The organism is Pseudomonas sp. Irchel 3H7 (assembly GCF_900187605.1).
In the GTDB taxonomy this organism is placed as follows: domain Bacteria; phylum Pseudomonadota; class Gammaproteobacteria; order Pseudomonadales; family Pseudomonadaceae; genus Aquipseudomonas.
In genome coordinates this window covers 47,865-74,154 of record NZ_FYEA01000005.1, presented here as the reverse complement: position 1 = coordinate 74,154, position 26,290 = coordinate 47,865, and the positions used below count along the sequence as shown (strand labels likewise).

Below are 26,290 nucleotides of genomic sequence, written 5' to 3'. Positions count from 1 at the left end.
GGAAGAGGGTTTCAGTCTGTAAATCCCATCACCCGCCGATAGAACTTCCACTCCTGCTCCAGCGCATGCGCCTGATTGGCGGCGCGGCGGAAGCCGTGGCGTTCGTCGGGGTAGTAATGCGCTTCGACCGGGACGCCGTTTTGCTCCAGCGCCGTGACCATGTCGCGGGTCTGTTGCGGGACAACGACGGCGTCCAGTTCACCTTGAAAGAAGATCACCGGTACGCGGATGTTGTTTGCGTGCAACAACGGCGTGCGGGCGGCGTAGCGTTCGGCGTCTTGCTCGGGATCGCCGATCAGCCAGTCCAGATAATCACCCTCGAATTTGTGCGTTGCCCGAGCCAATGCAACCGGGTCGCTAACGCCGTACAAACTCGCTCCGGCGCGGAAGACGTGTTTGAACGCCAGCGCACATAACGTGGTGTAGCCGCCTGCGCTGCCACCTCGAATGAATGCGCGTTCACCGTCGATCAAACCCTGTTCGGCGAGATAACTCACCGCCGCACAAGCATCCTCGACATCCACCTCGCCCCAGCTCAGATGCAGTGCCTGTCGATATTCCCGGCCATATCCACTGCTGCCGCGATAGTTGAGATCGGCGACGGCGAAGCCGCGGTGCGTCCAGTATTGAATGCGCGGGTCGAGCATCGGATAGCAGGCTGACGTCGGGCCACCGTGGATGAATACTACCAACGGCGGTTTCGTCTCACCGCTCATGGCAGGGTAGAAAAAACCGTGAGCCTCACCCGATCCACTCGGGTAACGCAGGGTTTGCGGGCGACTGATGCGTTCGGCAGGCAGGGGCGCTACGCCACCGGCCAACACCTTCACTTCGCGCGTGGTTCGATCAATGGCGATGACCGCCGAAGGACTGATCGGCGAGGCGGCGATGCAGTAGATAAATTGCGCATCCAAAGCCAAATGCCGGAAACGACTGTAGTCACCGGTGAAGTCGTCATCGCCTAATGTCAGACGGCCAAAACCGCCTTCACTCCAACTGGCTAAAACCGAATCTTCAACAGGCAACCAAGTGCAGCCGCCCAATTGCCAAGGCGCCGGAGCGTGATCGGCTTGCGCAGCGGGTAATGGCGCCAAACCGTCGGAAGTCTCAGCCCATGGCTGCCAGAATCCACCACGATCGGTCAGGCAATAAAGGCGATTGTCGGCATCGAATCGCGGTTGTTGGATGGACTCTTCAAACTCGGTGCCGGCAACACATCGCGGCGAACTGAATGCGCCGTCGGTCCTGCGTTCAGCGACCATCAACCGAGTCGAGGTCCACGGCTGATGCGGACGACTCCACTCGATCCAGGCCAAACGTTGGCCATCCGGGCTGATGATCGGCGCAGCATAGAAATCCGCGCCCTCAGCCAGCAAATGCCGCGCACCGTCAGCCAGACCAATCGCTACCAGCCGATGCTGATCTTGCTGTTCTTCAACCGCCAGAACCTGGCCGAAGGCGAATTGCACATCGCCATAACGGCACTCACCCGACGTCAGCGCCTCTGGCGAACCATCCAGCCTCTGCCGATACAACTGCTGATCCGCCTCAGCAACGAAAACCACCCCGTTCGGCGTCAGACAAAACGCACCACCGCCATATTCGTACACCCGACTGCGCACGCTGAAACCGTCTGGCGTAAGACAATTCGCCATGCCATCGCGCCAATGCCAGATCCGGCACGCGGCATCCTCCGGTCGATATTCATTCCAGAACAACCCGTTGGCGCCGAGCTGCAACTCGGCGAAGTCCATACCGGCAGCGACGGCTTGCGAGGCGCTGAAAGGCTCAGCCCTTGGCGATGAGGCGCGAGTTTCGTTCATTGCGGAAGGCCAGTTGTTCGATGGTTTGGGTGGCGGTCTCGGCTTCTTCGCGGGCCTTGAGAATCACACCGTGATGTTCGGACTTGCTGCACACCGGGTCGGCATTGCTCGCATCGCCGGTGAGCATGAACGCCTGGCAGCGGCAGCCGCCGAAGTCTTTTTCTTTCTCGTCACAAGAGCGGCACGGCTCGGGCATCCAGTCGTAACCACGGAAGCGGTTGAAGCCGAACGAGTCGTACCAGATGTGTTGCATGCTGTGATCGCGCACATTGGGAAACTGCACCGGCATCTGTCGGGCGCCGTGGCAGGGCAGCGCGGTGCCGTCCGGGGTGACCGTCAGAAAGATACTGCCCCAGCCGTTCATGCAGGCTTTCGGGCGTTCTTCGTAGTAATCCGGGGTGACGAAAATCAGTTTGCACGGATGCCCTTCGGCTTCCAGCTTGGCGCGGTATTCGTTGGTGATGCGTTCGGCGCGCACCAGTTGTTCCTTGGTCGGCAACAGGCCGACACGATTGAGCTGCGCCCAACCGTAAAACTGGCAGGTGGCGAGTTCGACAAAGTCGGCTTCGAGCGCTATGCACAGTTCGATGATGCGGTCGATCTTGTCGATGTTGTGCCGATGGGTGACGAAGTTCAGCACCATCGGATAGCCGTGGGCCTTCACTGCGCGGGCCATTTCCAGCTTCTGCGCGAAAGCCTTTTTCGAACCGGCCAGCAGGTTGTTCACTTGCTCGTCGCTGGCCTGAAAACTGATCTGGATGTGATCGAGGCCGGCCTTCTTGAAGTCGCTGATTTTCTGCTCGGTCAGGCCGATGCCGGAGGTGATCAGATTGGTGTAGAAACCCAACTGCCGCGCTTCATGAATCAGCTCGGCGAGATCCTGACGCACCAGTGGCTCGCCGCCGGAAAAACCCAGTTGCGCCGCGCCCATCTCCCGCGCCTCGCGGAACACCTTGATCCATTGTTCTGTGCTCAGCTCTTTGCCCTGCTCGGCGAAATCCAGCGGATTCGAGCAGTACGGGCATTGCAGCGGACAGCGGTAGGTCAGCTCGGCGAGCAGCCACAGCGGCAGGCCGATTTCAGGCTTGGCCGGCAGATCAGGCAAGTTCGATCCAGTGCTGCGCACGGGCAACCTCCATGAATTGCTCGATGTCATCACCGAGCTCGGGCACGCCGGGGAACTGCTCGTCGAGTTTGGCGATGATCGCCGCGACATCGCGTTCACCGTCGATCAGCCCACCGATCAGCGCGGCGCTGTCGTTGAGTTTGATCATGCCTTCGGGGTAGAGCAGCACGTGACCTTTCTGCGCCGGTTCGTACTGGAAGCGGTAACCGGGACGCCAGGTCGGGACTTTGCTGCGGTCGAAACTCATAAGGTGATTCCTTTATGCCAGACGCGTTGTTCGGTGACGCTGTGATACGGCGGGCGGTTCAGTTCGTAGGCCATGCTCATGGCATCGAGCATGCTCCAAAGAATGTCCAGTTTGAACTGGAGAATTTCCAGCATGCGCTCCTGGCCTTCACGCGTCTTGTAGTGCTCAAGCGTGATTGCCAGACCGTGCTCGACATCACGCCGTGCCTGACCGAGGCGGGTGCGGAAGTATTCGTAACCGGCCGGGTCGATCCACGGGTAATGCTGCGGCCAGCTGTCGAGGCGCGACTGGTGGATCTGCGGTGCAAACAGTTCGGTCAACGAGCTGCTGGCGGCTTCCTGCCAACTGGCGCGGCGGGCGAAGTTGACGTAGGCGTCGACGGCAAAGCGTACGCCGGGCAATACCAGTTCTTGGGAGCGCAGTTGATCCGGATCGAGACCGACCGCTTGACCGAGGCGCAGCCAGGCTTCGATACCGCCGTCTTCACCGGGAGCGCCGTCGTGGTCGAGCAGGCGCTGAATCCATTCGCGGCGGATTTCCCGATCGGGGCAGTTGGCGAGGATCGCCGCGTCCTTCAGGGGGATGTTCACCTGATAGTAGAAGCGGTTGGCGACCCAGCCCTGAATCTGTTCGCGAGTTGCTCGGCCTTGGTACATCGCCACGTGGTAGGGGTGGTGGATGTGGTAGTAGGCGCCTTTGGCGCGCAGGGCCGCTTCGAATTCGGTGGGGGACATTGGCGTGTCAGTCATGTCTGTTCTCCGGGAACAACCGTTGGATTCTGTGGTGTCTGTCAGGACGTCATCGCTGGCAAGCCAGCTCCCACAGGTTTTGTGTACACCACAGAACCTTGTGGGAGCTGGCTTGCCAGCGATGGGGCCATCCGCTACAGCACAATACTCATGCCGTCATACGCCACTTCAACATCACGCCGCGCCAACTCGGCACGCTCCGGCGAATCCTCATCGAGAATCGGATTGGTGTTGTTGATGTGGATAAGCACCTTGCGCTGCTCTGGCAGTTGTTCCAGCACTTCGAGCATGCCGCCCGGCCCGTTCTGTGCCAGGTGACCCATCTCGCGACCGGTGCGCGTGCCGACGCCACGGCGCTGCATTTCATCGTCATCCCACATCGTGCCGTCGACCAACAGGCAATCACTGCCCGCCATGATCTCCAGTAACGGTGCGTCGACCTTGCCCAGCCCCGGCGCGTAGAACAGCTTGCCGCCGGTGTTCAGGTCTTCAACGATCAAACCGATGTTATCGCCCGGATGCGGATCGAAGCGGTGTGGCGAATACGGCGGCGCCGCGCTGCGCAACGGCAGCGGAGTGAAGCGCAGGCTCGGGCACGCCGCCACGGTGAAACTTTGGTCAAGTTCGATGCGGTTCCAGTCCAGCCCACCGTTCCAGTGGGTGAGCATCTTGAACAGCGGAAAACCGGTGCTCAGATCTTCATGAACCATGTCCGTGCACCAGACCTGATGCGGGCAGCCTTCGCGCAGGCTGAGCAGGCCGGTGGTGTGGTCGATCTGGCTGTCCATCAGAATGATCGCGCTGATGCCGGTGTCGCGCAGGGCCCGGCCCGGTTGCATCGGGGCGAAGCTCTGCAGTTGCGCGCGGATATCCGGCGAGGCGTTGCACAGCACCCAGTTCACGCCGTCGTCGGAAATCGCGATGGACGATTGGGTGCGGGCCTTGGCATTCAGGCTGCCGTCGCGAAAACCTGCACAGTTGACGCAGTTGCAGTTCCACTGCGGAAAACCGCCGCCAGCGGCCGAACCCAGAATCTGGACGAACATGAACACTCCATCATTTCAACGCGGAAAATAAAACGCCTCGGCGAGCCGAGGCGTTGCACTGCAATTCTACGTAAGCAGAACTCAGCGGCTGGCGAAGTACATGGTGACTTCGAAGCCGATACGCAGGTCGGTGTAAGCCGGTTTTGTCCAGGACATGGTGTGTCTCCTCAGGGTGGGTGGGATAGCGCTGTCCATAGTTATAGTCCACGGCAGCGCAAAGATGTTCCAAATAGTTAGGCTGCTATGTTACTCAAAATTTCCGGGTAAATGCCCGTGAATCTTTGAGAAAGCTCCTTGCAGCCTTGGTAATGATCAATTTGCTGCTTGCCATGAGGTCTCGGGTGCCGGATCGCTGGCGAGGCAGAGCCAGCCGCCTTCGGCGTTGCTCAAGCGCTGCGCAGCGCTGAGCAATGTCTGGCGATCCAGTTGGCCGATGGCGGCGATCAATTGCTCAAGATAATCCGACGAGTGACCTGCAAGCCTGGCCTGCCAAAGCAGTTCGGCGGCGTCTTTGCTGGACAGGTTGGCGTCGTCGAATTGATCAGCGAGGCTCTGGCGTTGTTGCTCGAAGCTCGACTCATCATTCTTTTCGACCAGCATTGGCAGGCTTTCGAAGAACTGCCGAATGTGGCCGAGCAGTTCCACGGGTGGGGTGTTCGGGGATTGCACGCCGAACAGCATGGCCGTCTGGCCGTGAATCTGGCGCAGTGCGCTGAAAACTGCATAACCCAATTGCAATTCGACCCGCAGGCGCTGGTAGAAAGGTGTCTGGCACAACTGCGCCAACAGCCGCCACGCGGCTTCGTCGGCGAGGCTGCGGTTGGCAGTCGGGCAGAACAGCAGCAAGGCGTATTCGCTGGAGGCGGTATCGATGTGTCGCCAGTGTTTTTGCGCGGTGATCGTCGTCGGCGCTGGCAACTGATTGTCCGCAATCCCGGGAATCCGGCTCAGGGCCAGGCCCATGGCAGATTGAGTCTGTTGATTCAGGCCCAGGGCGAGGCCGTCCCAGCGTGAAGTTGTCCACAGGTGTTGGGCGTCGTCGCCGGTTTTGGCTGATTCCAGCGTCTGTTCCGGCAACGTTTTCAACAGTTGGCGGATGGGGTTCAACGGCGCTTGCGGTTCACTGCGCGGCGAATCGGGGTCAACTTGCGTCAGAGATTTCAGCGCATGTTCAAGGACGCTGGGCATTGGCTCTTGCAGCCCGGTGAGCTTCAGCAGCCATTGATTGCCAGAGGCGCTGAAAGACAGGTCGACGCCGGCTTCTCGGGCGTCTTGCTGCGTTTGCCGAAGACTACGCTGCAACCTCGATTGCAGATCAGCGCTGGCTGCAACTTCCACCTGCCAGCGCAGATAAACTGCGCCTTCATCCGTGTTGTCCGGCAACGCCTGACTGAACTGCATCGGCGAGCGTTCACGACGGCCGCGCGAACGATCCTGAGCGAACGTGCGCAGCCCTCGGTGGGCACTGGTCTGGCCGCGAATCAGCCCGGCGTTGGCCAAGGGTTCGCTGGCTCTCAGAAAAGGATTGGCAGCAGGCAGGCTCCAGTGATCGCTGAAGTTATCCACAGTGCCGATTTCGCTGAGAATCTGTGTAAGGGCTTTAACGCCGGAATCAGACAACCCGACTTCCAACGCTTCACTATCGAGCCGCGCCAGTTGCAGCGCGCCGCTGACTTGTTGCTGACGCTGAAGCAGCGCCGCGTATTCTTTTTGCAGTGGCGCCCAATCTTGTTGAGCAAAGAAACTCATCCAATCCAGCACCCGCTCGGCAATGGCGTTTAACGATTCGGACGCTGCGGTGAACTCCAGATGCAGCAACGCTTGGCTGGGAAACTGATAGACCGGCGCAGCTTTTAATCCATCAGCCAGATTCTGCTGCTGCAAATGCGCCAGCAAGCCTCCGGGTTGAGCGCTGTTCAACCAATGGCAAAGGAATGCCAAAGCCTCGCCAGACGACTCAGGCAAGGCATCGAACGCAAACATCAGGTTGCCGCGTCGCTCAGCCACCTGTTGATAACTTTTTACCGCCAGCGGTATGGATGCCGCCTGCGCAACTTTATCCCCAGCTGGCAAATTCGCTGCAAATTGTTCAGCCAGTGCTTTCAGTTCCTCAAGACTCTGCGGTCCGACCAGACTCAGCGTCATCTGCCCAGTCCGATAAAACTGCTGGTGGAAGGCTTTCAACGCCTGTTGAAACGCAGATTGTTCGACTGGCAGGCTGTCGCGATTCCCCGCATGAAATCCGCGCAACGGATGATCTGCCGGTAAACCTTCGTACAAGGAAAACTGCTGCTGCGCCGCAGAATCCTGCGTCCATGCGACAAATTCTGCCTGCAACACTTCCCGTTCCCGCAACTGATCGTCCAGATTCATACGCGGCTGAGCGAGCATGTCTGACAGACGCTCCAGCCCGTCGCTGAATGAGCGCGTCGGCAATTCAAAGAAAAAGTCAGTAGTACGTTCGCGCGTGCTGGCATTCACTTGACCACCGTGACGCTGTACGTAGGCCATCAGCCCATCGCCGGCAGGAAAACGCTCGGTGCCGAGAAACAGCAAGTGTTCAAGAAAGTGCGCCAGTCCCGGCCATGCCAGCGGCACATCATGGCTACCGACAGCCACGCGCAATGCAGCGGCACTGCGCTTCAGCCCGGGCACATGACGCAGGGTCACGCGCAAGCCGTTGGCCAGGGTTTCAGAGTGGAGGCGGGGGTGAGTCGGCGCAGGCATGGGCACTTCCAGAACAGTGAAGTGCCAATGCTAGCGGATTAGCGCTGGTTGAGCGCGTCGTAAAGTTCGGGGCGACGGTCGCTGAGGTAGCGATTGGCGGCGCGGGAGTCGAGCATCAACTGTCGATCGAGCTTGCCGATGATCAGCGCTTCGTCGAGTCCGGCCTGAGCGATGCGGCTGCCATCCGGTGCGGCGATGCTGCTTTGCCCGCAGTAATGGATGTCACCTTCGTGGCCGCAGTAGTTGGCGTAAGCCACGTAGCATTGGTTTTCGAAGGCGCGTGAACGCACGGTGACGTCAGCGACAAAATCAAACGGGATCATGTTCGCCGTCGGCACCAGAATCAATTCGGCGCCGGCGAGCGCCAGACGTCGGGTGTTTTCCGGAAACTCCAGGTCGTAACAAATCAGGAAACCGAGCTTCCAGCCGTTGAGTTCGACGATGGGAAAATCATCATTGCCGGGGCTGAACATCGAGCGATCCAGATCACCGAACAGATGCGTCTTGCGGTAATTGCACAGGCGCTCACCGCTCGAATCGATCAACTGCACCGCGTTGTAAATCTGCCCGTCGGCGGTGCGCTCCGGATAACCGTAAGCAATCGCCAGACCCGCAGCCTTGGCGATCCGGCCGATCTGCTGCGCCCATTCTCCGTTATAGACCTCGGCCAAGGTGCTGACCGCTTCGGCGCCGATGTTGTAGCCGGTCATGAACATCTCCGGCAGCACCAACAGGTCGGCACCCTTGGCCTCCATCGCCAGTTGATGCAGGCGTTGCAGGTTGGCGGCGGGCTCCAGTGGCAGCGGTGGACATTGGTAAAGGGCTACACGCATCAGGAATTCCTCTTACTCGGGCAGGGCGATAGGGCCGATGTCTTTGAACACATCACCCGGGCCCGGGTTCGCTTTATGTGTCGAACCGCCGAAATGCTTCATGATCCCCCACACCGCGTTGAGCGACGTCTGCACTGCGCCTTCGACCCATGCCGGCGTCCACGAAACATCGTCGCCAGCGATAAAAATCCCGCGCTGCTCGGCTGGCATTTCGTCCTGTATGAAGTGCGCGTACATGCGCTGGTTGTAGCGATAGTGGCCGGGCAGGGCGCCTTTGAACGCACCGAGGAAATGCGGGTCGGCTTCCCACGACACGGTGATCGGATCGCCGATGATCCGCGCAGCGATGTCGACTTTCGGGTAGATCTTTTTCAACGCATTCAACGCAAGCTCAACGCGTTTTTCCACCGGATGCGGCAGCATCTTCAGCGCGTCGCTCATCCACGAATAAGACAGGCAGATCACGCCCGGTTTGTCGTCGCCATTGTCGAACAGGTAAGTGCCACGGGTCAGGCGATCGGTGAGGGTCATGCTCATCAGGTCGCGGCCGGTTTCCGGGTCCTTGTCCTTCCAGAACGGCCGGTCGACCATCACGAAAGTCTTCGACGATTGCATGTAGCGGGTGCGGTCGAGGGCCATCCACATTTTCTGCGAGAACAGGCTTTCGTCGCATTCGATCTGGGTGGTCAACAGCCAGCTCTGACAAGTGGTCAGCACGGCGGCGTATTCGCGGGTGTCGCCATTATTGTCGGTGACCGCGAAACGACCATCCGCCGCGTGGGCAATTTTCTTCACGCCGGAGCGCGGCGCACCACGGTGCAGGGATTTCAGGCTGGTACCTTCAGGCCAATGCACGCAACGTTCCGGCACATGCCGCCAGATGCCCTGCGGTACTTGTTCGACGCCGCCGACCACCAGATGCTGATGATCGTCGCAGTTGGTCATCACCACGCGGAAGATTTCCAGCATCGAGTTAGGAAAGTCCGAATCCCAGCCGCCGGTGCCGAATCCGACCTGACCGAACACTTCGCGGTGATGGAACGACAGTTTGGCGAAGGCCTCGGAGGTGGCGACAAAGTCATAGAAGGTGCGGTCGTCCCACAGCGGCACCAGCGTGTTCCACAGCTCTTTCAGGCGCGGCACATCGCGGTCGCGAATGGCTTGCTGGATATCGGCGAACTGCGAACCGGCCTCCAGTGCATCCGCCCAGGCGTCAGCCACTTCCTGGAACAGTGCAGGAAGATCCGCCAGCTTCTGTGCGTAATGGGTTTTGCCTTCCAGGTCGATCACCGTGCTGCCAGAGGCTGGCGTCAGCGGGTTCGGGAAAGGTTTGGTTTCGAGGCCGAGCTTGTCGACGTAGTGATAGAACGCGGTGGACGATACCGGGAAGCGCATGCCGCCCAGTTCAGCGACGATGCCGTCAGTGCCGTTGAAGGCCTGCGAACGCAGACGGCCACCGAGTTTTGATGCTTCGTAAACCACCGGTTTCAGGCCGAGCTTCATCAACTCGTAAGCGGCCACCAGGCCGGCGATGCCTGCGCCGACGATCGCCACTTCAGCGCCATGATGGTGTTCAGGAATAGTGCCGAGACCGGCCGGGTGTTCGATCCAGTCGTCAAACGCGAACGGAAAGTCCGGGCCGAAAATGGTGACTGGTTTCTTACCGTCTGCAGGATGGCGATTGTTCTTGTTCATGGCTGACCTTGCTGGCGACCCGACGCGGGATGCGCGTCTGAGTATAGGAAAAGATGCCAGCCATTCTAGGGAGCGTAGAACACGTTAATAAGACGCAAAGTGTCGTCGTTTTGCCAGATTAGCGATCAATATGACGAGCAGTGGCTACACACCGACCAAAATTTGCGAGAGAGCCTGCTCGCGAAGAAGCTCTGAAATCCACCCGAGAAGCCCGATCAAAATCTTAAACCGGCTGCCCCCGATCAATCTTGCTACTCAAAATGATCGAAGTCGTGGTCTTCTCCACCCCGTCCACGCTGCCAATCTGATCGAGTAACTGATCCAGTTGCTCCGGCGAGTCCGTACGCAACCACGCCACATAATCAAACTCGCCACTCACGGCACACAGTTGCTGCACCTGTGCCATCGCACTCAACCGGCGCAACACCTCTTTGCCTGAGCGCGGCTGCACCTTGATCCCGACATACGCCTGCAACCCGCCATCGACCACCCGCTGACCCAGGCGTACGCCATAGCCGGTGATCACTTTGGCTTTTTCCAGGCGCGCCAGACGCGACGTCACGGTGGTGCGCGCAATGCCCAATTGCCGGGCAAGCATGGCCACGCTCTCACGAGCATTGATCTGCAGGGCAGCGATCAACTGACGATCGATTTCATCAAGCACGGGCGGGCGGATGTCTGGCAAGGGGCGGCTCCATTGGCGCGGATCGGTGGTTGGCGCATGTTACAGGCTCAATTGCCGGGACGCTTGCAGGCGATGATTGGGTTTCATCCGCATGTCGACGCTATTGTCCTGCTGAAACCTGACCGTTGATTCGAGCCCGTGTTTCTTACGCCAGTACCTTGGCAAATGCCTCCCGGAATCGGCGCATGTCATCGTCCGTGCCGACACTCACTCGAACCCAGGTCGGCCATTCTTTCCATACGCGACCGACATGAACGTGGCGCTCGGCCAATGCCTTTACCACGGCAGCCGCAGGGCGTCTGACATCAATCATGAAGCAATTGGCCTGGGACGCTGTGCAACGAAAGCCTCGCGCACTCAGCCAGGCGATGGTTTCCTCTCGCAGACGCGTGTTGTTCTGTTTCCTTTGCGCCAGCAACGAAGCGTCCTCAAGGCTGGCGATTGCTCCCAGCAAAGACGAAGCGGCCGGGACGTTGTAGTTGCCGAACACTTCCAATTGTTCCAACAGCGCAGGGTTACCTACTGCGATGCCGAGCCTTGCACCCGCCATGCCGTAGATTTTCGAAAAGGTACGCAGCACCAGCAGGTCGGGGTGATCCTTGACCAGTGGGATGCAGGTGATGGCCTGCGAGAAATCGATGTAAGCCTCATCCACCAACAGAATCGAGCCTTTGGGTTTGTCCTTCAACGCGCGTTCAATATCGCTGCGGGCAGTGAGGGTGCCGGTCGGATTATTCGGATTGCAGATGTAGATCAACCCCGGCTGATGATCGGCAGCCAGCATGCGCGGCAGGTCGTGAGCATGCTCAGCGTTCAGCGGTACTTCGTGGACAGCGACATTTCTACCGCGCGCAGCCTGGACGGGATCTTCATAGGACGGTGCGGCAACCACCAGACTTCCCTGTTGCGTGAAGGCATGCACGGCGTGCTGCAGGGCCTGCTTGGAGCCGCTGTAGGTCTGCACGAAATCTTCGGGAATGCCTTGCTGGCGGGCAAACAGTGCATTGAGCCGGTACTGGATCTTGTAGGGATAACGTCCCGACAGGGCGATACCTTCCTGCATCGCTTGTCGAGCAGCCGTCGAGGGTCCCCAAGGGCTTTCGTTGAAGTTGATCAGCACCTCGTCAGAAGTTGCCGCTACAGAGGCTGTTTCAATTTGAGCCTGAGCCCAAGGATTGTGCGCCAGCAGTGGCAGCGTCGCGGCAAATCCAACGAATGAGCGTCGAGTGACATCAACCATGAGAACTCCCTTTTCGGATCATCAGATGCGCCACTGCTGTGTGGCCCCTTTAATGAAGTAACGAAATGGTTAATGGTTGATTTACCGTTGAGGCACTGTGAAAAGCGATGGCACACTCAGCCCTGAAATAGATCTATGCAGTTTTCTGGATACAAGGCGTTTGCCATCTGCACTCTTCAGAGGGTATTTGCGTTTTCTAGTGATCGTGGCAAAGGCCTTCTGGCTCGACGAGATACCTGCATTACGCGGCGCTCGACAAGTTGGTAACTGATGAATGAAACGAGAATGACCGCACTATAAGAAATGGTCCAGAAAAGTATGGCGCTCCACAGCCCACCGTTGGAGTAACCGAGCATGCTCCAAATACGACCGCAGACACTTAATGTGAGGATGTGCGACAGATACATTGAATAGGAAATGTCGCCGATAAATGCTAGCAGGCGGGGAGCGTGTTTTTTGCTTATGACTTCTTGCAAGGCACAAGCCAATAACAATAGAGCGTAACCACCGCCGACCAGGAATGCCCTTTTCAGTGATATCGCCTGAATAACATCAGCATTGCCCACTGTTTTATCGAAAAACGCGTAGAGCAGACTGCTCATCCCCACCGCTGCGAGTAACACGGGGGGTATCCTTTTCAGGCCGCGTTGCGCAAGCTTCAGATAAGCGACGCCCGACAGCGCGCCGAGTATGAATTCGATTGAAAATTCGTGGGTGATAATTGCAAGCAACCACACGAGCAAGGCAGCCGAAACGTACTGTACTGGCAGCTTCAATATTAAGGCGAAGACCAGGTAAAACCATATTTCATGCGTGAGTGACCACGCAACCATCACCAGGGGAGCTGACTCTTCAGGTAGTAATAGAAAGGACGAAAGGATATTTGAATGGCCGCTCTGAGAGTTGTTTACCAGTTCTGGCCTGATGATGAAGACCAATAGGACTGCCAGAAAATAAACCCAGTAGGTCGGGTAGATTCGAAGAAAGCGGCCCTTGAGAAAGTTTAATGTCTCGCCGCGCAGCCCAAATTTTTTGCGAAAGGCGATGATCATTACGAAGCCACTGAGTGCGAAGAACAGGTCGACGCCTGTTTGTCCGAATACAAACAGCTCGGGAATGATCAACTCACTCTGTAGGTATTTTGTATTGATAAAAATAGAATGGAACGCAACAACCAGAAGAGCCGCCAGGCCTCTAGCAGCTTGTAGCGAGGTAAGTTTATGCACCTGATTTCGTCCTTCGAACTGGCTAGACATCCTGTGTTGGCAGTTTGAAAGTAACGCATCTTTGACGCAAGGGCGAAGCGCGGAAACTGCCATTTGCCATACGGCAATCGATTTCAAAAAATTGCAACGTTGCGGCGGGTGTTGAGTGAAGCGGATGCCGTTTTGCTTCGACACTTGGCCCGCTCTCGCGCCAGAAACGCGAAAGCCGCGCATTTGCGCGGCTTTCAGGTTTGGTGGGCCCACACGGACTTGAACCGTGGACCAAAGGATTATGAGTCCTCTGCTCTAACCAACTGAGCTATAGGCCCTCAGTAGGTCGCGGATTATAGCGACGGTTTCTCGGCTGTGCTATCCGAATAATCCGATACGGTTACACGAAGAAACGTTGCCGCGAATTCTTCCGGTGGTAGCGGCAGGCTGACGATGTAGCCCTGGATCTGTTCGCAGCCTTCGGCGGCGAGAAATTGTTGTTGTGCCTGGGTTTCCACGCCCTCGGCGATGACCGTGAATTGCATGCTCCGCCCGAGTGCGATGATGGCCCGGACAATCGCCGCATCGTGGGGGTCGTCGGGCAGTCCGCGAACGAATGACTGGTCGATCTTGAGGATGTCCAGCGGCAGGCGTTTGAGGTAACTGAGCGAAGAATATCCGGTGCCAAAGTCATCGATCGCCAGTTGCACGCCGAGGTGTTTGAGCTGGTGCAACACCGCCAGCGCCTCTTCGGCCTGACTCATGATGAAATTCTCGGTAATTTCCAGTTGCAGTAAGTCTGGCTGGAGGCGGTTGTCCTTGAGCAGTTGTTCGATGCGTCCGAGCAGATTCGGCTGACGCAGCTGTGCGCCGGCGAGGTTCACCGACAGCGGGCCGAGGCTGTCGTAGATCTGATTCCATTCGAACATTTGCCGGCACGCGGTCTCGAGCACCCAATCACCGATCTGCAGGATCATGCCGTTTTCTTCGGCCAGCGGAATGAAGTGCTCTGGCGGTACTTCGCCGAAAGTCGGGTGACGCCAACGGATCAACGCTTCGGCACCGACCAGACGATGGTCATCGAGGCTTATTTTCGGTTGGTAGTAGAGGAACAGTTCGTCACGCTCAATGGCGCGGCGCAATTCGTGTTCCAGCGCTATGCGCTCGCTGGCCTGGGCCGTGAGGTCGCGGGTGTAGCTTTCGACACGATTGCGGCCCTTGGCCTTGGAGCGGTACATCGCCGCGTCGGCGTTTTTCACCAGTGTGGCGACGTCGTTGCCGTCCCGAGGATAGAGACTGGTGCCGATGCTGGCGCTGATGAAAAACTCATGCTCGCCCGCCTGGAACGGTGCACCGAAGCAGTTGAGCAGTTTGGTGGCGATGTTATCCGCGTCGCTGGCCTGTTGCAGGCCGGGTAACAGAATGATGAATTCGTCGCCGCCCAGGCGCGCCACGGTATCGATGTCGCGCAGTTGCTCTTTCAGGCGCACGGCGATGCCCTTGAGCAGCAGGTCGCCGACCGGATGGCCGAGGCTGTCGTTGATATGTTTGAAACGGTCGAGATCGAGAAACAGCACGGCACCCTGTCCGCCGTTTTCCTGCTGACTGTTCAACGCCATCAACAAACGGTTTTCGAACAGCGTGCGGTTCGGCAGACCGGTAAGTGGGTCGTGGTGCGCCTGATAGTCGAGCTTGGCTTGTGCATGCTTGAGGCTGGAAATGTCGGCAAACACCGCGACAAAGTGAGTAATGAACTTGTCGCGATTGCGTACGGCACTGATGGTCAGCCAGCTCGGGTACAACTCGCCGTTCTTGCGCCGGTTGGAGATCTCGCCTTGCCAGTGTCCTTCGTCGGTCAATTGGTGCCACATTGCCGCGTAGAACGCGCTGTCGTGCAGGCCGGAGGCAAGCAGGCGCGGTGTATGCCCGAGCGCTTCGCTTTCGCTGTAGCCGGTGATTTCGGTGAAGGCGCGGTTGACTGCGCTGATGTGCTGTTGGGTGTCGGTGATCAGCACGCCCTCGGCGGTGCTTTCGAACACGGTGGCGGCCTGTTGCAGTTTTTCCTGCATCAGATGGCGCTCGGTGATGTCGCGGGCGATGGTCAGCATGCAGTCTTCTTCACCGATCGGCAGCGGACGGCTGGACACTTCGCAGAGGCGAATCTGCCCGTCACTGCGCCGGATATGGCAGGTGAAGTCACGCACGAAGCCATCGCGATGCAACAGGTCGAGCATCTGTTTGCGCTCGTTGAGGTTCACCCAGATGCCCAAATCCAGCGCCGAGCGATCCACCGACATGGCGCTATTGAAACCGGTGATGCGGCTGAAACCTTCGTTGACCTCCAGCAGCAGGCCATCGCTCTGGCGTGACAACAACAAACCATCCGGCGAGGCATGGAAGGCTTTGGCGAACTTCTCTTCGGAGGTTTGCAGTTGCTGCTGGGTTTCCTTGAGCTGAGTGATATCACGCACGACGACGACCAGGGCTGGCGTTGTGTCCAGATCGAAGGGTTCGGCGGAAATCAGACCAGTGAACAGTTGGCCGTTGTTGCGGCGAAAAGGCATCTCCAGATTGCGAATACTGCCCGCCTGCAAACGTTGCAGCAGTCCCGGACCGACGCCGGGAATTCCCCAGATATTCAGGTCGGTGGCCGTTTGCCCAAGCACTTCCTCGGCTTTCAGCCCGATCTGTTCTTCAAATGCCTCATTGACCTCCAGCAGGCAACCATCGGACAGCCGTGCAATGACCAGGATGTCCGGGCACTGCTGGAAGACCGAAGCGAATTTTTGCTCCGAGAGCCGCAGCGCCTCTTCTGTGCGCTTGATTTCGCTGATGTCGATCATCAAACCACGCATCACCGGCTCGTGACCATGTTCGATCAGACTGACGATGTCGCGTACCCACAAACAGCGGCCATCCGCGGTGATCACGCGATAATCGACGATGTGATCGCGACCCTCGCGCAGTGCTTCTTTGCAGTAACTCTGCGTACGGGTCAGATCGGCCGGGTGAATGATGTTGTGCCAGAAACCGGGGATCAGCCAGTGCGATTGTGGATAGCCGAGCAAGTCTTCGGCGTGGGGCGAGACATAGCTGTAGGTGAAGTCGCTCATCCGCGCTTCCCAGGCGATGGCCGACAGGCTCTCGACCAGGCCGCGGTAGTGATACTCGCTGCTGCGCAGTTCCTGTTCGAGGTCGATGCGTCGGGCGATTTCCGAGCTCAGGCGTCGGTTGATGCGGATCACCACGGCGAGGATCGTCACCAGCAGCAACAGCCCGGGCAAGCCGTAGATCAGCAGGTCCGACCAGAATGTCCGATGATCAAGGACGTTGCCGACCCAATGCTCCTGAATGCTGCTGATTTCATCAGGGCTCATGTCCGCGAGGACTTTGTCGAGAATCCCCACCAATACCTTGTTGTCGCGGGGTACGGCCATCGCCAGTTGGTAGCGATATGGGGTTTCGCCGCTGACGTACAGGCCGTCGAGCTTGAGCTGGCGCAGGCTCCAGACGCTGGACGCGAGGTCACCGACAACGGCGTCCACTTCGTCGGTCGCCAGCGCCTGCAATGCCGAGCTGACATTGGGCATGGCGACCAGATTCAGATCGGGGTGGTGAGTGCGCAGCAGTTCGTGGGGCGCGTAGTTCTCCACTACGGCGATCTTCAAACCGTACAGGTCGTCGAGCTTGCGTGGTTGCGCGCCGCCGATATGGGCAAGGATGACAATCGGGAAATCAAGATAAGGGCGGGTGAACGACAGGTAGGTCTGGCGCTCCGGGGTGGACATGATGCCGGGCAGGAGGTCGATCTTGCCCGATTTGACCTGTTCGAGCACCACCGTCCAGCTCACCGGTTCGATGGGCGTCAATTTGATCGCCAAGCGTTGGCGAATCACGTCGATATAGTCCGCCGCCAGGCCCTGATAACGGTTCTGGTCATCGCGAAATTCAAAGGGCGGCCACGACGCATCGACACCCAGGCGCAAGTCCGGGTGAGCCGCCAGCCAGCTACGTTCTTCATCGGTCAGAGTCAGCGCGTCAGCCGTTGCGGTCCAGATCATCAGTGACAGCAAAAAAAGCACGGACGCCAATCTGGGCATAACGCTCTCGTTATGGCTCGGGGATGATTGTTTCGAGTGTAGACGGGGTATGCGGGGGAGGGGCGTTGCGAAGGATTTAATCTGCCATATAAACAAAACCCCCGGCCTGGGCCGGGGGTTCTGGTATCACTCGTCGAGGAAGGAGCGCAGATGCTCGCTTCGCGTCGGGTGGCGCAGCTTGCGCAGCGCCTTGGCTTCGATCTGACGGATCCGCTCACGCGTTACGTCAAACTGTTTGCCCACTTCTTCGAGTGTATGGTCGGTGTTCATGTCGATACCGAAACGCATGCGCAGTACTTTGGCTTCACGGGCAGTGAGGCCGGACAGCACTTCGCGAGTCGCTTCTTTCAGGCTCTCAACAGTGGCGACATCGATTGGCGACTGCATCGTCGAGTCTTCGATGAAGTCACCCAGATGGGAATCTTCGTCATCACCGATCGGGGTTTCCATGGAGATCGGCTCTTTAGCGATCTTCAATACCTTACGGATCTTGTCCTCAGGCATTTCCATGCGTTCGCCCAGCTCTTCCGGGGTCGGTTCGCGACCCATTTCCTGCAACATCTGCCGGGAAATGCGGTTGAGCTTGTTGATCGTCTCGATCATGTGCACCGGAATACGGATGGTGCGGGCCTGGTCGGCGATCGAGCGAGTGATCGCCTGACGGATCCACCAGGTGGCATAAGTCGAGAACTTGTAACCACGACGGTATTCGAACTTGTCCACCGCTTTCATCAGACCGATGTTGCCTTCCTGGATCAGATCGAGGAATTGCAGGCCGCGGTTGGTGTACTTCTTGGCGATCGAGATCACCAGACGCAGGTTGGCTTCAACCATCTCTTTCTTCGCGCGGCGGGCCTTGGCCTCACCGATCGACATGCGACGGTTGATGTCCTTGATTTCTGCGATGGTCAGACCGGTTTCGGTTTCCAGCGCGATCAGTTTCTGCTGGCAACGAATGATATCCGGCTGCACGCGACCGATGGCTTCGGCGTACTTGCTCTTGCCTTTGGCCAGGGTGTCGGACCAGCTTTCGTCGACTTCGTTGCCGGGGAACTGACGCAGGAAATCAGCGCGTGGCATACGTGCATCACGTACGCACAGTTGCATGATCGCGCGCTCTTGCTGACGCAGACGATCCAGGGCACCACGAACACGCTCGACCAGGCCTTCGAATTGCTTCGGTACCAGTTTGATCGGCATGAACAGCTCGGCCAGTGCCAGCAACTCGGCAATCGCTGCCTTGTTGTTGCGACCGTGCTTTTTCAGCGCCTTGCGGGTGATTTCCATCTGGTCAGCCACGGCGCCAAAGCGCTGGGCAGCGATGACCGGATCCGGACCGCTTTCGGCTTCTTCTTCGTCATCGGAAGATTCGGCTTCATCGTCATCGGTTTCGTCGTCGGCCTTCGCCGCTTTCGCTTCGACCGGCGGCGGCACCTCGGCAGGCGGCGCAATGCCGTCGTCCGGGTCGATATAACCGCTCAGGACGTCGGACAGGCGACCACCTTCGGTGGTGACGCGAGTGTACTCGGAGAGAATGTGGTCAACCGTGCCAGGGAAGTGCGCGATTGCGCTCATCACTTCACGGATGCCCTCTTCGATACGCTTGGCGATTTCGATTTCGCCTTCACGAGTCAGAAGCTCGACCGTACCCATTTCACGCATGTACATGCGCACTGGGTCAGTGGTGCGACCGATATCGGTCTCCACCGCGGCCAACGCAGCCGCTGCTTCTTCCGCAGCGGCCTCGTCGGTATCGGCGTCGGCCAACATAAGGGCGTCCGCATCCGGAGCACTCTCGTGTACGGGGATCCCCATGTCGTTAATCATGCGGATGATGTCTTCCACCTGCTCTGGATCTGAAATATCCTCGGGCAGGTGGTCGTTGACCTCGGCGTAAGTCAGATACTTCTGCTCACGACCCAGTTTGATCAACTCAATAATACGAGACTGCTGTTGCGCTTTTCCGGACATAACACCCTATCCACTGAAGGTCTTGGCGGGCAAAAAACAAGCCGAGGATTATACCTGAGCTATGACCTCACGCGCCAGTTGAGGTCGGGTTTGATGCGGAAACATTGCGACTTAAAAGGTCGCGCAGTTGATTTTTCTCTTCAACGCTCAGTTCGCTTTGACGCGCTTTCCTGAGCAACTGTTCCAGATTTCGCTCGCGTTGGCGGGCTGACAAGCTAGTAATGGTGTCGAAAAACTGTTGTTCAAGGTTATCTCCGTCAATCAGCCATTCCTTTTCTGCCAGTGCCTTGAGCAAGCGTCCCTGTTCAGTGCCGTGCCATCGCGCGATCAACTGAAATGAGTTTAGCTTGGGATTCTTCTGTACAGCTTCGAGCAGCGCCACAAGTAACTGGGCGTTGGTCTGATTCTCGTCCGCTATGTGCCCGGCATCTTCGACGCGCTCGGCCAATTGCGGGTGATGGAGCAGTGTGCGCAGGGCGGTCAGGGTCGGCGACTCGACGCCAATCGGCGTGCGCGGGCGTTGCTGATCGCGATCACCGCCACGCTTGCCGTTTTTGTCCCAGGGCTTCTTGTCCCACTTTTTGCCGCCAGCGCCGGGTTTCTTCGGCGTCCACTCCTGCTGCGGCACATACATGTCCTGTGCCTGCGGCTGATGGTAGTCGCTGTAGTCCGGCATTGCGTCGTAATCGATGCCCGGATCGTAGGCGGGCGGCGCTTCCTGCGGCGCACTTTGTGCGAGTTGGCTGACGGTTTCACTGCTCAGGCCGGTAATTTCGGTCAGGCGTTGACGCATCAGGATGCGCAGGTTGGCGCCCGGCACTTTGTCGATCAACGGTGCGGCAAGGGTGGCCATATGGGCCTTGCCTTCGAGCGAACGCGGATCGGCTTCTTCAGTCAGTTGCTGGAAAAAATAGTCCGCCAGCGGTTGAGCATGCTGATTGATCCGTGCCTTGAACGCGTCAGTGCCTTCGGCGCGCACCAGGGTGTCCGGGTCTTCGCCTTCGGGCAGAAACAAAAAGCGCGCCCGGCGCCCGTCTTGCAGGCTCGATAGCGTTGCTTCCAAGGCGCGCCACGCAGCGTTGCGGCCGGCTTGGTCACCGTCGAAGCAGAAGAGTACGTTCGGCACTACCCGGAACAGGCGCTTCAAGTGTTCTTCGCTGGTCGCAGTGCCCAGCGTCGCGACGGCATTTTTCAACCCCTGCTGGGCGAGAGCAATGACGTCCATATAGCCTTCGACGACGATGATTTCGTCGAGGTTGCGGTTGTTCTTGCGTGCTTCATAGAGGCCGTAGAGTTCCTGGCCTTTATGGAAAACCGGGGTTTCCGGTGAGTTCAGGTATTTCGGCTTGTCGTCGCCGAGTACGCGGCCGCCGAAAGCGATGATGCGCCCACGGGTATCGCGGATCGGGAACATCACGCGATCGCGGAAGCGGTCATAGCGTTTGCCGGTTTCAGCGTTCTCGATCAGCAGGCCGGCGTCGATCATGGCCTTCTGCTGCAGGGTGTCGCTGCTCAAGTGCTTGAACAGGTTGTCCCAGCCGGGCGGCGCAAAGCCGAGCCCGAAATCCCGGGCGATCTCGCCAGTCAGTCCGCGGCCCTTGAGGTAATCCACTGCGGCTTTGCGCGAAGGATGACTCTTGAGCGCCTGACGATAAAAATCGGCGGCAGCGCTGAGCAGCGGATACAACGGCGAATCGGTCGGCTGGCGCGGTTTGTGCGGGCGACCGCTTTCTTCGCGGGGGATTTCCATGCCGGCGGCTTTCGCCAGATCTTCAACGGCCTGGGGGAAATCCAGGTTGTCGTGATCCATGAGAAAGCCGAGGGCGTTACCGCCGGCACCGCAGCCGAAGCAATAGTAGAACTGCTTGTCGGGGCTGACGCTGAAAGACGGGGTTTTCTCTTTGTGGAACGGGCAACAGGCGGTGTAGTTCTTGCCGGCCTTCTTCAATTGCACGCGCGAACTGACCACGTCGACAATGTCGGTGCGGTTCAGCAGGTCGTCAATGAAGCTCTGGGGAATCAGCCCGGCCATGGCGTTCTCGTCGTCTGCGCTGTAAAAAGTCCGATGCGTAAGGCTGGCGGACGCGGGTCATTGTTTGAAGCGCGCAAAATATGCGGCTCGACCGGTGTCGTCTGCGTAATCGCTGTCGGGAATTGTATCTGCCGAAAATCCACTGACGTTAGTACTCATCAGCCTTCGACTATTTGAAAGTGTTGCGCTGAATCCGCTGACGGCCGGTTAAGGGCCTCGGATAGCTCAATAAAGCGGGCACGCATGCAGGTGCCTTGGGCTGATCGTCGTGAGAGGAATCAGTGGGTGTGCTCGTCAGTAGCCTTGAAAGGCTCGTCAGAAAAGACGTGCACCGCTGGCAAAAGAGCCAGGTCTGACGCGTGAAGCAGATTTGTCTCGGTCGCGTGTGCGGCTTCGACGGTGAAGCATCAAGCGTTTTACGCAAATGCCATTAGCCCGGCTGAGAGCCGGGCTTAGGCAAGAAGCTTGCTACGAACGTCTGTGTATTAGTACAGACGAACGGCGCGGCGCTGTTCGCGCTGAACTTTCTTGGCGTGACGCTTAACAGCGGCTGCTGCTTTGCGCTTACGCTCAGAAGTTGGCTTCTCGTAAAATTCGCGGCTACGAACTTCAGCCAGTACACCGGCTTTTTCGCAGGAGCGCTTGAAACGACGCAGAGCTACGTCGAAGGGTTCGTTCTCTTTAACTTTGACGGCTGGCATCCAGAGCTACCTTCATTCATTACCGGGGTCAACATCCTCGCGGCAAAAGAGCACTTGAAGACGTCGGTTTTTAAGGGTTGCGGATGTTAACCCCTCATCGCTCGGAATGCAAAGCCTCTGATCGAAAACCGCTGGTCGGGGCATCACGCGGCGACTATTATGCGCGCCTTCGAATTCAGCCTAAACAAGGCGCAAACCCATGCTAGTACTGGGATTAGAAACCTCCTGCGACGAAACCGGCGTCGCATTATATGACAGTGAACGCGGCTTGCTGGCCGATGCATTGTTCAGCCAGATCGACCTGCACCGCGCCTATGGCGGCGTGGTGCCGGAGCTCGCCTCGCGTGACCATGTCAAACGCATGCTGCCCTTGATTCGTCAGGTGTTGGCCGAGGCTGACTGTGTGCCGACCGAGATCGATGCGATCGCCTATACCGCGGGTCCCGGGCTGGTTGGCGCGTTGCTGGTCGGTGCTTCCTGCGCTCAGGCGCTGGCCTTTGCCTGGGGCATTCCGGCACTCGGCGTGCACCACATGGAAGGGCATTTGCTGGCGCCGATGCTGGAGCCAAAACCGCCGGAGTTCCCGTTCGTCGCTTTGTTGGTCTCCGGAGGTCACACGCAACTGGTTCAGGTCGATGGCATCGGTCAATACAGCCTGCTTGGCGAGACGCTCGACGATGCCGCTGGCGAAGCGTTCGACAAGACTGCAAAGATGATGGGCCTCAATTATCCGGGCGGACCGGAAATCGCCAAGTTGGCGGAGAAGGGCGTCGCCGGACGTTTCACCTTTCCGCGTCCGATGTGTGATCGCCCGGGTCTGCAATTCAGCTTCAGTGGCCTGAAAACCTCTGCACTCAACGCCTGGCAGCAGTGCGTCAGCGCCGGAGACGACAACGAGCAAGCGCGTTGCGACATCGCGCTGGCGTTCCAGCAGGCCGTGGTGGAGACTTTGACCATCAAGTGCAAGCGAGCCCTGAAACAGGCGGGCATGAAGCGTCTGGTGATCGCTGGCGGCGTCAGTGCCAACAAGGCCTTGCGTGTTTCGCTGGAGAAGATGCTCGGCGACATGAAGGGCGATGTGTTTTACGCCCGCCCGGAGTTCTGCACCGACAATGGCGCAATGATCGCGTTCGCCGGTTGCCAGCGCTTGCAGGCCGGTCAGCAGGAAAGTCTGGCGATCAGCGTGCAGGCGCGCTGGCCGATGGAGCAATTGTCGCCGCTGTGATGAGAGGCGCTCACGGGCGCCATTTAAAAATGCCGTTCGCGCCCGGCAAACAGGTCGCGTAAATTGCCGCGGTGGCGCCAGACGATCAGCAAGGTCAATGCGCTCATCGGCAACAACGCCTCCGGCTCCTGCCAGGCCAACAACGGCAGGGTCAAAGGCGTGGCGATCAGCGCTGCGAGCGAACTGGTGCGGGTCAGGTAAAACGTCAGCAACCAGGTGCATACTGCCAGCAGCGCGGCGGGGGGATACAGGCCGAGCAGCATGCCGGCGGCGGTGGCGACGCCCTTGCCGCCACGAAAGCGAAAGTACAGCGGGAACAGGTGACCGATCACGGCGCACACGCCGATCCATGCCTGATCCTGCAGCGAAAGGCCTGCAGCCGAGGCGATCAGCACCGGCACCAGGCCTTTGCACAAATCACCCAGCAGGGTCAGGATCGCGAGTTTGCGGCCGGCCAGGCGCAGCATGTTGGTGGCACCGGCATTGCCCGAGCCACTCATTCGCGGATCCGGATTTCCGGTCAGGCGGCTGAGCAAAATGGCGAAGGACAGCGAGCCGAGCAGGTAGGCGAAAGTCGCCAGTAACCAAAACATGCTAACTATTCCGGGCGAGGACGCCCTGATTCTAACGGCGCATTGCGCCCTTGTCGTGCAGCGGAGAGAAGTGCTTGGACAGAGTGTTTATCGAGGGCCTGGAAGTCGACACCGTGATCGGTGCCTACGACTGGGAGCGCGGCATCCGACAGTGCCTGCGACTTGATCTGAGCTTCGCCTGGGACAATCGCCCGGCCGCCGCCGGTGATGACCTGACCCTGGCGCTTGACTACGCCAGCGTGTCCAGCCGAATTCAGGCGTTTGCCGAGCAGGCGCAGTTCCAGCTGGTCGAAACGTTCGCCGAGCGCCTTGTCGAGGTGCTGATGAATGAATTCAAGATTACTTGGGTTCGTCTGAAGTTGACCAAGCCAGGCGCCGTACCGGCTGCCAAAGGTGGCGTGGGTGTGGAGATCGAGCGCGGATGTCGCTGACTCAGGTCTACCTCGGGCTCGGTAGCAATATCGAGCGCGAAACCCATTTGCGCGCCGGGCTCGATGCTTTGGCGACGTTTCTGGTGGATATCCGCTGTTCGGCGGTGTTCGAGAGCGCACCTGTGGGGATCAAGAGCGGGCCGTTCTTCAACTTCGTGGTGTCGGCGTATACCGATCTGCCGTTGATGGAGCTGGACCGACGCTTGAAATTCATCGAGGCGGATAATGGCCGTTACGCGCCGGATCGCAAGGGGTTGCCGCTGGATATCGACGTGCTGCTGTATGGCGATCTGGTGGGGAATTTCGACGGTCTGGTTTTGCCGCGGGCCGAGATTCTGAAAAACGCGTTTGTGCTGTGGCCGTTGTCGCTGATTGCACCGGATCGCGTGCATCCCGGTGTGGGAAAAAGCTTCGCCACGTTGTGGGCTGAGGCGCAGATTGATCAGGTGCTGGCGCCGGTGGCGTTCGAATGGCGGGGTGAGCAACTCACGCCTGAGAACCTTTAAAGCAAAAGATCGCAGCCTGCGGCAGCTCCTACAGGAGAAACATAATCCCGTGTAGGAGCTGCTGCAGGCTGCGATTTTTTGATCTTGCTTCAAGCGTTCTCTTTGTAGGCTTTCAGCGCTTTTAGCCGTTCACGCTTGAGCGCTTCGCCCAGTTCCGGCCCTTTGAATCCCTTCTCCAGCAACGGTTGCACCGCAACTTCCCGCGCTGCCTTTGCCGCACCGCGCAAGTAATCCGCCTGTGGGTAACTTCTCTGCTCCAGCCCTTTACGGCCTCGGGCGTCCATTTCGCATGCGGCGATAAATTCTTCAAAGCGCTGCGGCCGGCGATACACGTCAAAACTCTGCAACAACTCCAGTAACGTCGAAGCCTTCAGCTCCAGGGCGCGGTGCCCGTGGGTGTGGTACTTGCCAACCAGCAACGCCAATTCCTGGCAATCCTTCGGCGCCTTGAAGCGCTCGTTGACCGCTTTGATCAGCTTCAACCCCGTGTGCTCATGGGCGATATGTCGTGGCCATTGATCTTCCGGGGTCAAGCCTTTGCCAAGGTCGTGCAAGAGGCAAGCCCAACGAACCGTCAGCGGTTGTTTGTGCAGCGCCGATTGCTCCAAAACGCTCAGCGTGTGCAGGCCGGTATCGATTTCCGGGTGATGCGCTTCCGGCTGTGGCACACCAAAAAGTGCGTCGACTTCCGGCATCAATACCTTCAACGCGCCACAGTCGCGAAGCACCTGAATGAACACCTGCGGCTGTTCTTCCAACAGTGCACGGGAGATTTCTTTCCAGCTGCGTTCGGCGGTCAGCGCCTCCAGTTCTCCGGATTCGCTGAGCTGTCGCATCAGTTCGAGCGTTTCGGGTGCCACGGTGAAACCGAGTCCGGCATAACGCGCAGCGAATCGGGCTACGCGCAAGACACGGAGGGGATCCTCGGCGAACGCCGGAGATACATGGCGCAGAATTCGGGCTTGAAGATCGCGCTGGCCATGGTACGGATCAGTCAGATTGTGCTGATCGTCCTCGGCCATGGCATTGATGGTCAGGTCACGGCGAATCAGGTCTTCTTCGAGCGTCACTTCAGGGCTGGCGTGAAAGGTGAAGCCGCCATAGCCACGCCCGCTCTTGCGTTCAGTGCGGGCGAGGGCATATTCCTCGCCGCTTTTTGGGTGAAGAAACACCGGAAAATCTGCGCCGACCGGGCGGTATCCCTGGGCGAGCATTTCTTCCGTGGTAGCGCCGACCACCACCCAATCGATGTCAGTAACCGGTTTGCCCAGCAAGCGATCACGTACTGCGCCGCCAACCTTGAAAATCTGCATAAAAAACCTCCGTTAGCCCGACAGGATAACCCTTGCGTCGGACTTTCGGAG

The 26,290-nt window shown here is 58.6% G+C and carries 21 protein-coding genes and 1 tRNA gene; 3 read left to right on the top strand and 19 right to left on the bottom strand.

What is annotated here, in order from left to right; translation table 11 throughout:
- Window positions 1-11: 11 nt before the first annotated feature.
- The 17 genes from CKW38_RS10740 to rpsU form a co-directional block, all read right to left on the bottom strand.
- On the bottom strand, window positions 12-1,823 hold the full coding sequence (locus tag CKW38_RS10740; protein ID WP_095112717.1) for a S9 family peptidase: 1,812 nt from the start codon (window positions 1,821-1,823) through the stop codon (window positions 12-14).
- Window positions 1,789-2,949 (bottom strand): pyrroloquinoline quinone biosynthesis protein PqqE, encoded by a 1,161-nt coding sequence (gene pqqE, locus CKW38_RS10735; RefSeq protein ID WP_077574783.1) that lies wholly within the window; start codon window positions 2,947-2,949, stop codon window positions 1,789-1,791. Before pqqE ends, CKW38_RS10740 begins: the two co-directional genes overlap by 35 nt.
- Window positions 2,921-3,196, bottom strand: coding sequence for a pyrroloquinoline quinone biosynthesis peptide chaperone PqqD (gene pqqD, locus CKW38_RS10730; protein ID WP_007910068.1), 276 nt, complete (start codon window positions 3,194-3,196; stop codon window positions 2,921-2,923). The genes pqqE and pqqD overlap by 29 nt, the downstream gene beginning before the upstream one ends.
- The gene (gene pqqC, locus CKW38_RS10725; protein WP_007949605.1) at window positions 3,193-3,945 is read right to left on the bottom strand and encodes a pyrroloquinoline-quinone synthase PqqC; all 753 of its coding nucleotides are present in this window, start codon (window positions 3,943-3,945) and stop codon (window positions 3,193-3,195) included. Before pqqC ends, pqqD begins: the two co-directional genes overlap by 4 nt.
- Before the next feature lie 134 nt (window positions 3,946-4,079).
- The gene (gene pqqB / locus CKW38_RS10720) at window positions 4,080-4,991 is read right to left on the bottom strand and encodes a pyrroloquinoline quinone biosynthesis protein PqqB (protein ID WP_095112716.1); all 912 of its coding nucleotides are present in this window, start codon (window positions 4,989-4,991) and stop codon (window positions 4,080-4,082) included.
- An 81-nt stretch (window positions 4,992-5,072) separates the two neighbouring features.
- The gene (pqqA, locus tag CKW38_RS10715) at window positions 5,073-5,147 is read right to left on the bottom strand and encodes a pyrroloquinoline quinone precursor peptide PqqA (RefSeq protein ID WP_003422658.1); all 75 of its coding nucleotides are present in this window, start codon (window positions 5,145-5,147) and stop codon (window positions 5,073-5,075) included.
- Window positions 5,148-5,303: 156 nt separating this feature from the next.
- Window positions 5,304-7,718 carry a pyrroloquinoline quinone biosynthesis protein PqqF gene (gene pqqF / locus CKW38_RS10710; RefSeq protein WP_095112715.1) on the bottom strand — a complete coding sequence of 805 codons (2,415 nt, stop codon included), beginning with the start codon at window positions 7,716-7,718 and terminating at the stop codon, window positions 5,304-5,306.
- Between the two features lie 38 nt (window positions 7,719-7,756).
- On the bottom strand, window positions 7,757-8,551 hold the full coding sequence (locus tag CKW38_RS10705; RefSeq protein WP_007910081.1) for a carbon-nitrogen hydrolase family protein: 795 nt from the start codon (window positions 8,549-8,551) through the stop codon (window positions 7,757-7,759).
- A 12-nt stretch (window positions 8,552-8,563) separates the two neighbouring features.
- A complete protein-coding gene (locus CKW38_RS10700; protein ID WP_007910083.1) occupies window positions 8,564-10,246 on the bottom strand; it encodes an NAD(P)/FAD-dependent oxidoreductase in 1,683 nt (560 codons plus the stop codon).
- Between the two features lie 223 nt (window positions 10,247-10,469).
- Window positions 10,470-10,931 carry an Lrp/AsnC family transcriptional regulator gene (locus tag CKW38_RS10695; protein ID WP_007910086.1) on the bottom strand — a complete coding sequence of 154 codons (462 nt, stop codon included), beginning with the start codon at window positions 10,929-10,931 and terminating at the stop codon, window positions 10,470-10,472.
- Window positions 10,932-11,076: 145 nt separating this feature from the next.
- Window positions 11,077-12,171, bottom strand: a complete 1,095-nt coding sequence (locus CKW38_RS10690) for a pyridoxal phosphate-dependent aminotransferase (RefSeq protein WP_007910087.1) — start codon at window positions 12,169-12,171, stop codon at window positions 11,077-11,079.
- Window positions 12,172-12,347: 176 nt separating this feature from the next.
- On the bottom strand, window positions 12,348-13,640 hold the full coding sequence (locus CKW38_RS10685; protein WP_256588362.1) for an acyltransferase: 1,293 nt from the start codon (window positions 13,638-13,640) through the stop codon (window positions 12,348-12,350).
- A tRNA-Ile gene (locus CKW38_RS10680) sits at window positions 13,629-13,705 on the bottom strand. The genes CKW38_RS10685 and CKW38_RS10680 overlap by 12 nt, the downstream gene beginning before the upstream one ends.
- Window positions 13,706-13,720: 15 nt before the next feature.
- Window positions 13,721-17,467, bottom strand: coding sequence for a bifunctional diguanylate cyclase/phosphodiesterase (locus CKW38_RS10675; protein WP_095112714.1), 3,747 nt, complete (start codon window positions 17,465-17,467; stop codon window positions 13,721-13,723).
- A gap of 126 nt (window positions 17,468-17,593) precedes the next feature.
- Complete coding sequence (gene rpoD / locus CKW38_RS10670; RefSeq protein ID WP_095112713.1) at window positions 17,594-19,438, bottom strand: RNA polymerase sigma factor RpoD; 1,845 nt, start codon at window positions 19,436-19,438, stop codon at window positions 17,594-17,596.
- Window positions 19,439-19,505: 67 nt separating this feature from the next.
- Window positions 19,506-21,470 (bottom strand): DNA primase, encoded by a 1,965-nt coding sequence (dnaG, locus tag CKW38_RS10665; RefSeq protein ID WP_095112712.1) that lies wholly within the window; start codon window positions 21,468-21,470, stop codon window positions 19,506-19,508.
- Between the two features lie 485 nt (window positions 21,471-21,955).
- The gene (gene rpsU / locus CKW38_RS10660) at window positions 21,956-22,171 is read right to left on the bottom strand and encodes a 30S ribosomal protein S21 (protein WP_002551877.1); all 216 of its coding nucleotides are present in this window, start codon (window positions 22,169-22,171) and stop codon (window positions 21,956-21,958) included.
- Between the two features lie 199 nt (window positions 22,172-22,370).
- On the opposite strand from rpsU, the gene tsaD reads away from it, so the two are divergent.
- A complete protein-coding gene (gene tsaD, locus CKW38_RS10655) occupies window positions 22,371-23,396 on the top strand; it encodes a tRNA (adenosine(37)-N6)-threonylcarbamoyltransferase complex transferase subunit TsaD (protein WP_007910097.1) in 1,026 nt (341 codons plus the stop codon).
- A 23-nt stretch (window positions 23,397-23,419) separates the two neighbouring features.
- Here tsaD and plsY read toward each other — a convergent pair whose 3' ends face one another.
- Entirely contained in the window at window positions 23,420-23,989 is a 570-nt protein-coding gene (plsY, locus tag CKW38_RS10650) for a glycerol-3-phosphate 1-O-acyltransferase PlsY (RefSeq protein WP_007910103.1), read from the bottom strand.
- Between the two features lie 74 nt (window positions 23,990-24,063).
- On the opposite strand from plsY, the gene folB reads away from it, so the two are divergent.
- Both folB and folK read left to right on the top strand, forming a co-directional pair.
- Window positions 24,064-24,420, top strand: a complete 357-nt coding sequence (folB, locus tag CKW38_RS10645; protein ID WP_007910104.1) for a dihydroneopterin aldolase — start codon at window positions 24,064-24,066, stop codon at window positions 24,418-24,420.
- Entirely contained in the window at window positions 24,411-24,926 is a 516-nt protein-coding gene (gene folK / locus CKW38_RS10640; protein ID WP_007910111.1) for a 2-amino-4-hydroxy-6-hydroxymethyldihydropteridine diphosphokinase, read from the top strand. The genes folB and folK overlap by 10 nt, the downstream gene beginning before the upstream one ends.
- 89 nt (window positions 24,927-25,015) lie before the next feature.
- Here folK and CKW38_RS10635 read toward each other — a convergent pair whose 3' ends face one another.
- Window positions 25,016-26,239: a multifunctional CCA addition/repair protein gene (locus tag CKW38_RS10635; protein ID WP_095112711.1), complete on the bottom strand. Its 1,224-nt coding sequence runs from the start codon at window positions 26,237-26,239 to the stop codon at window positions 25,016-25,018.
- Window positions 26,240-26,290: the final 51 nt, after the last annotated feature.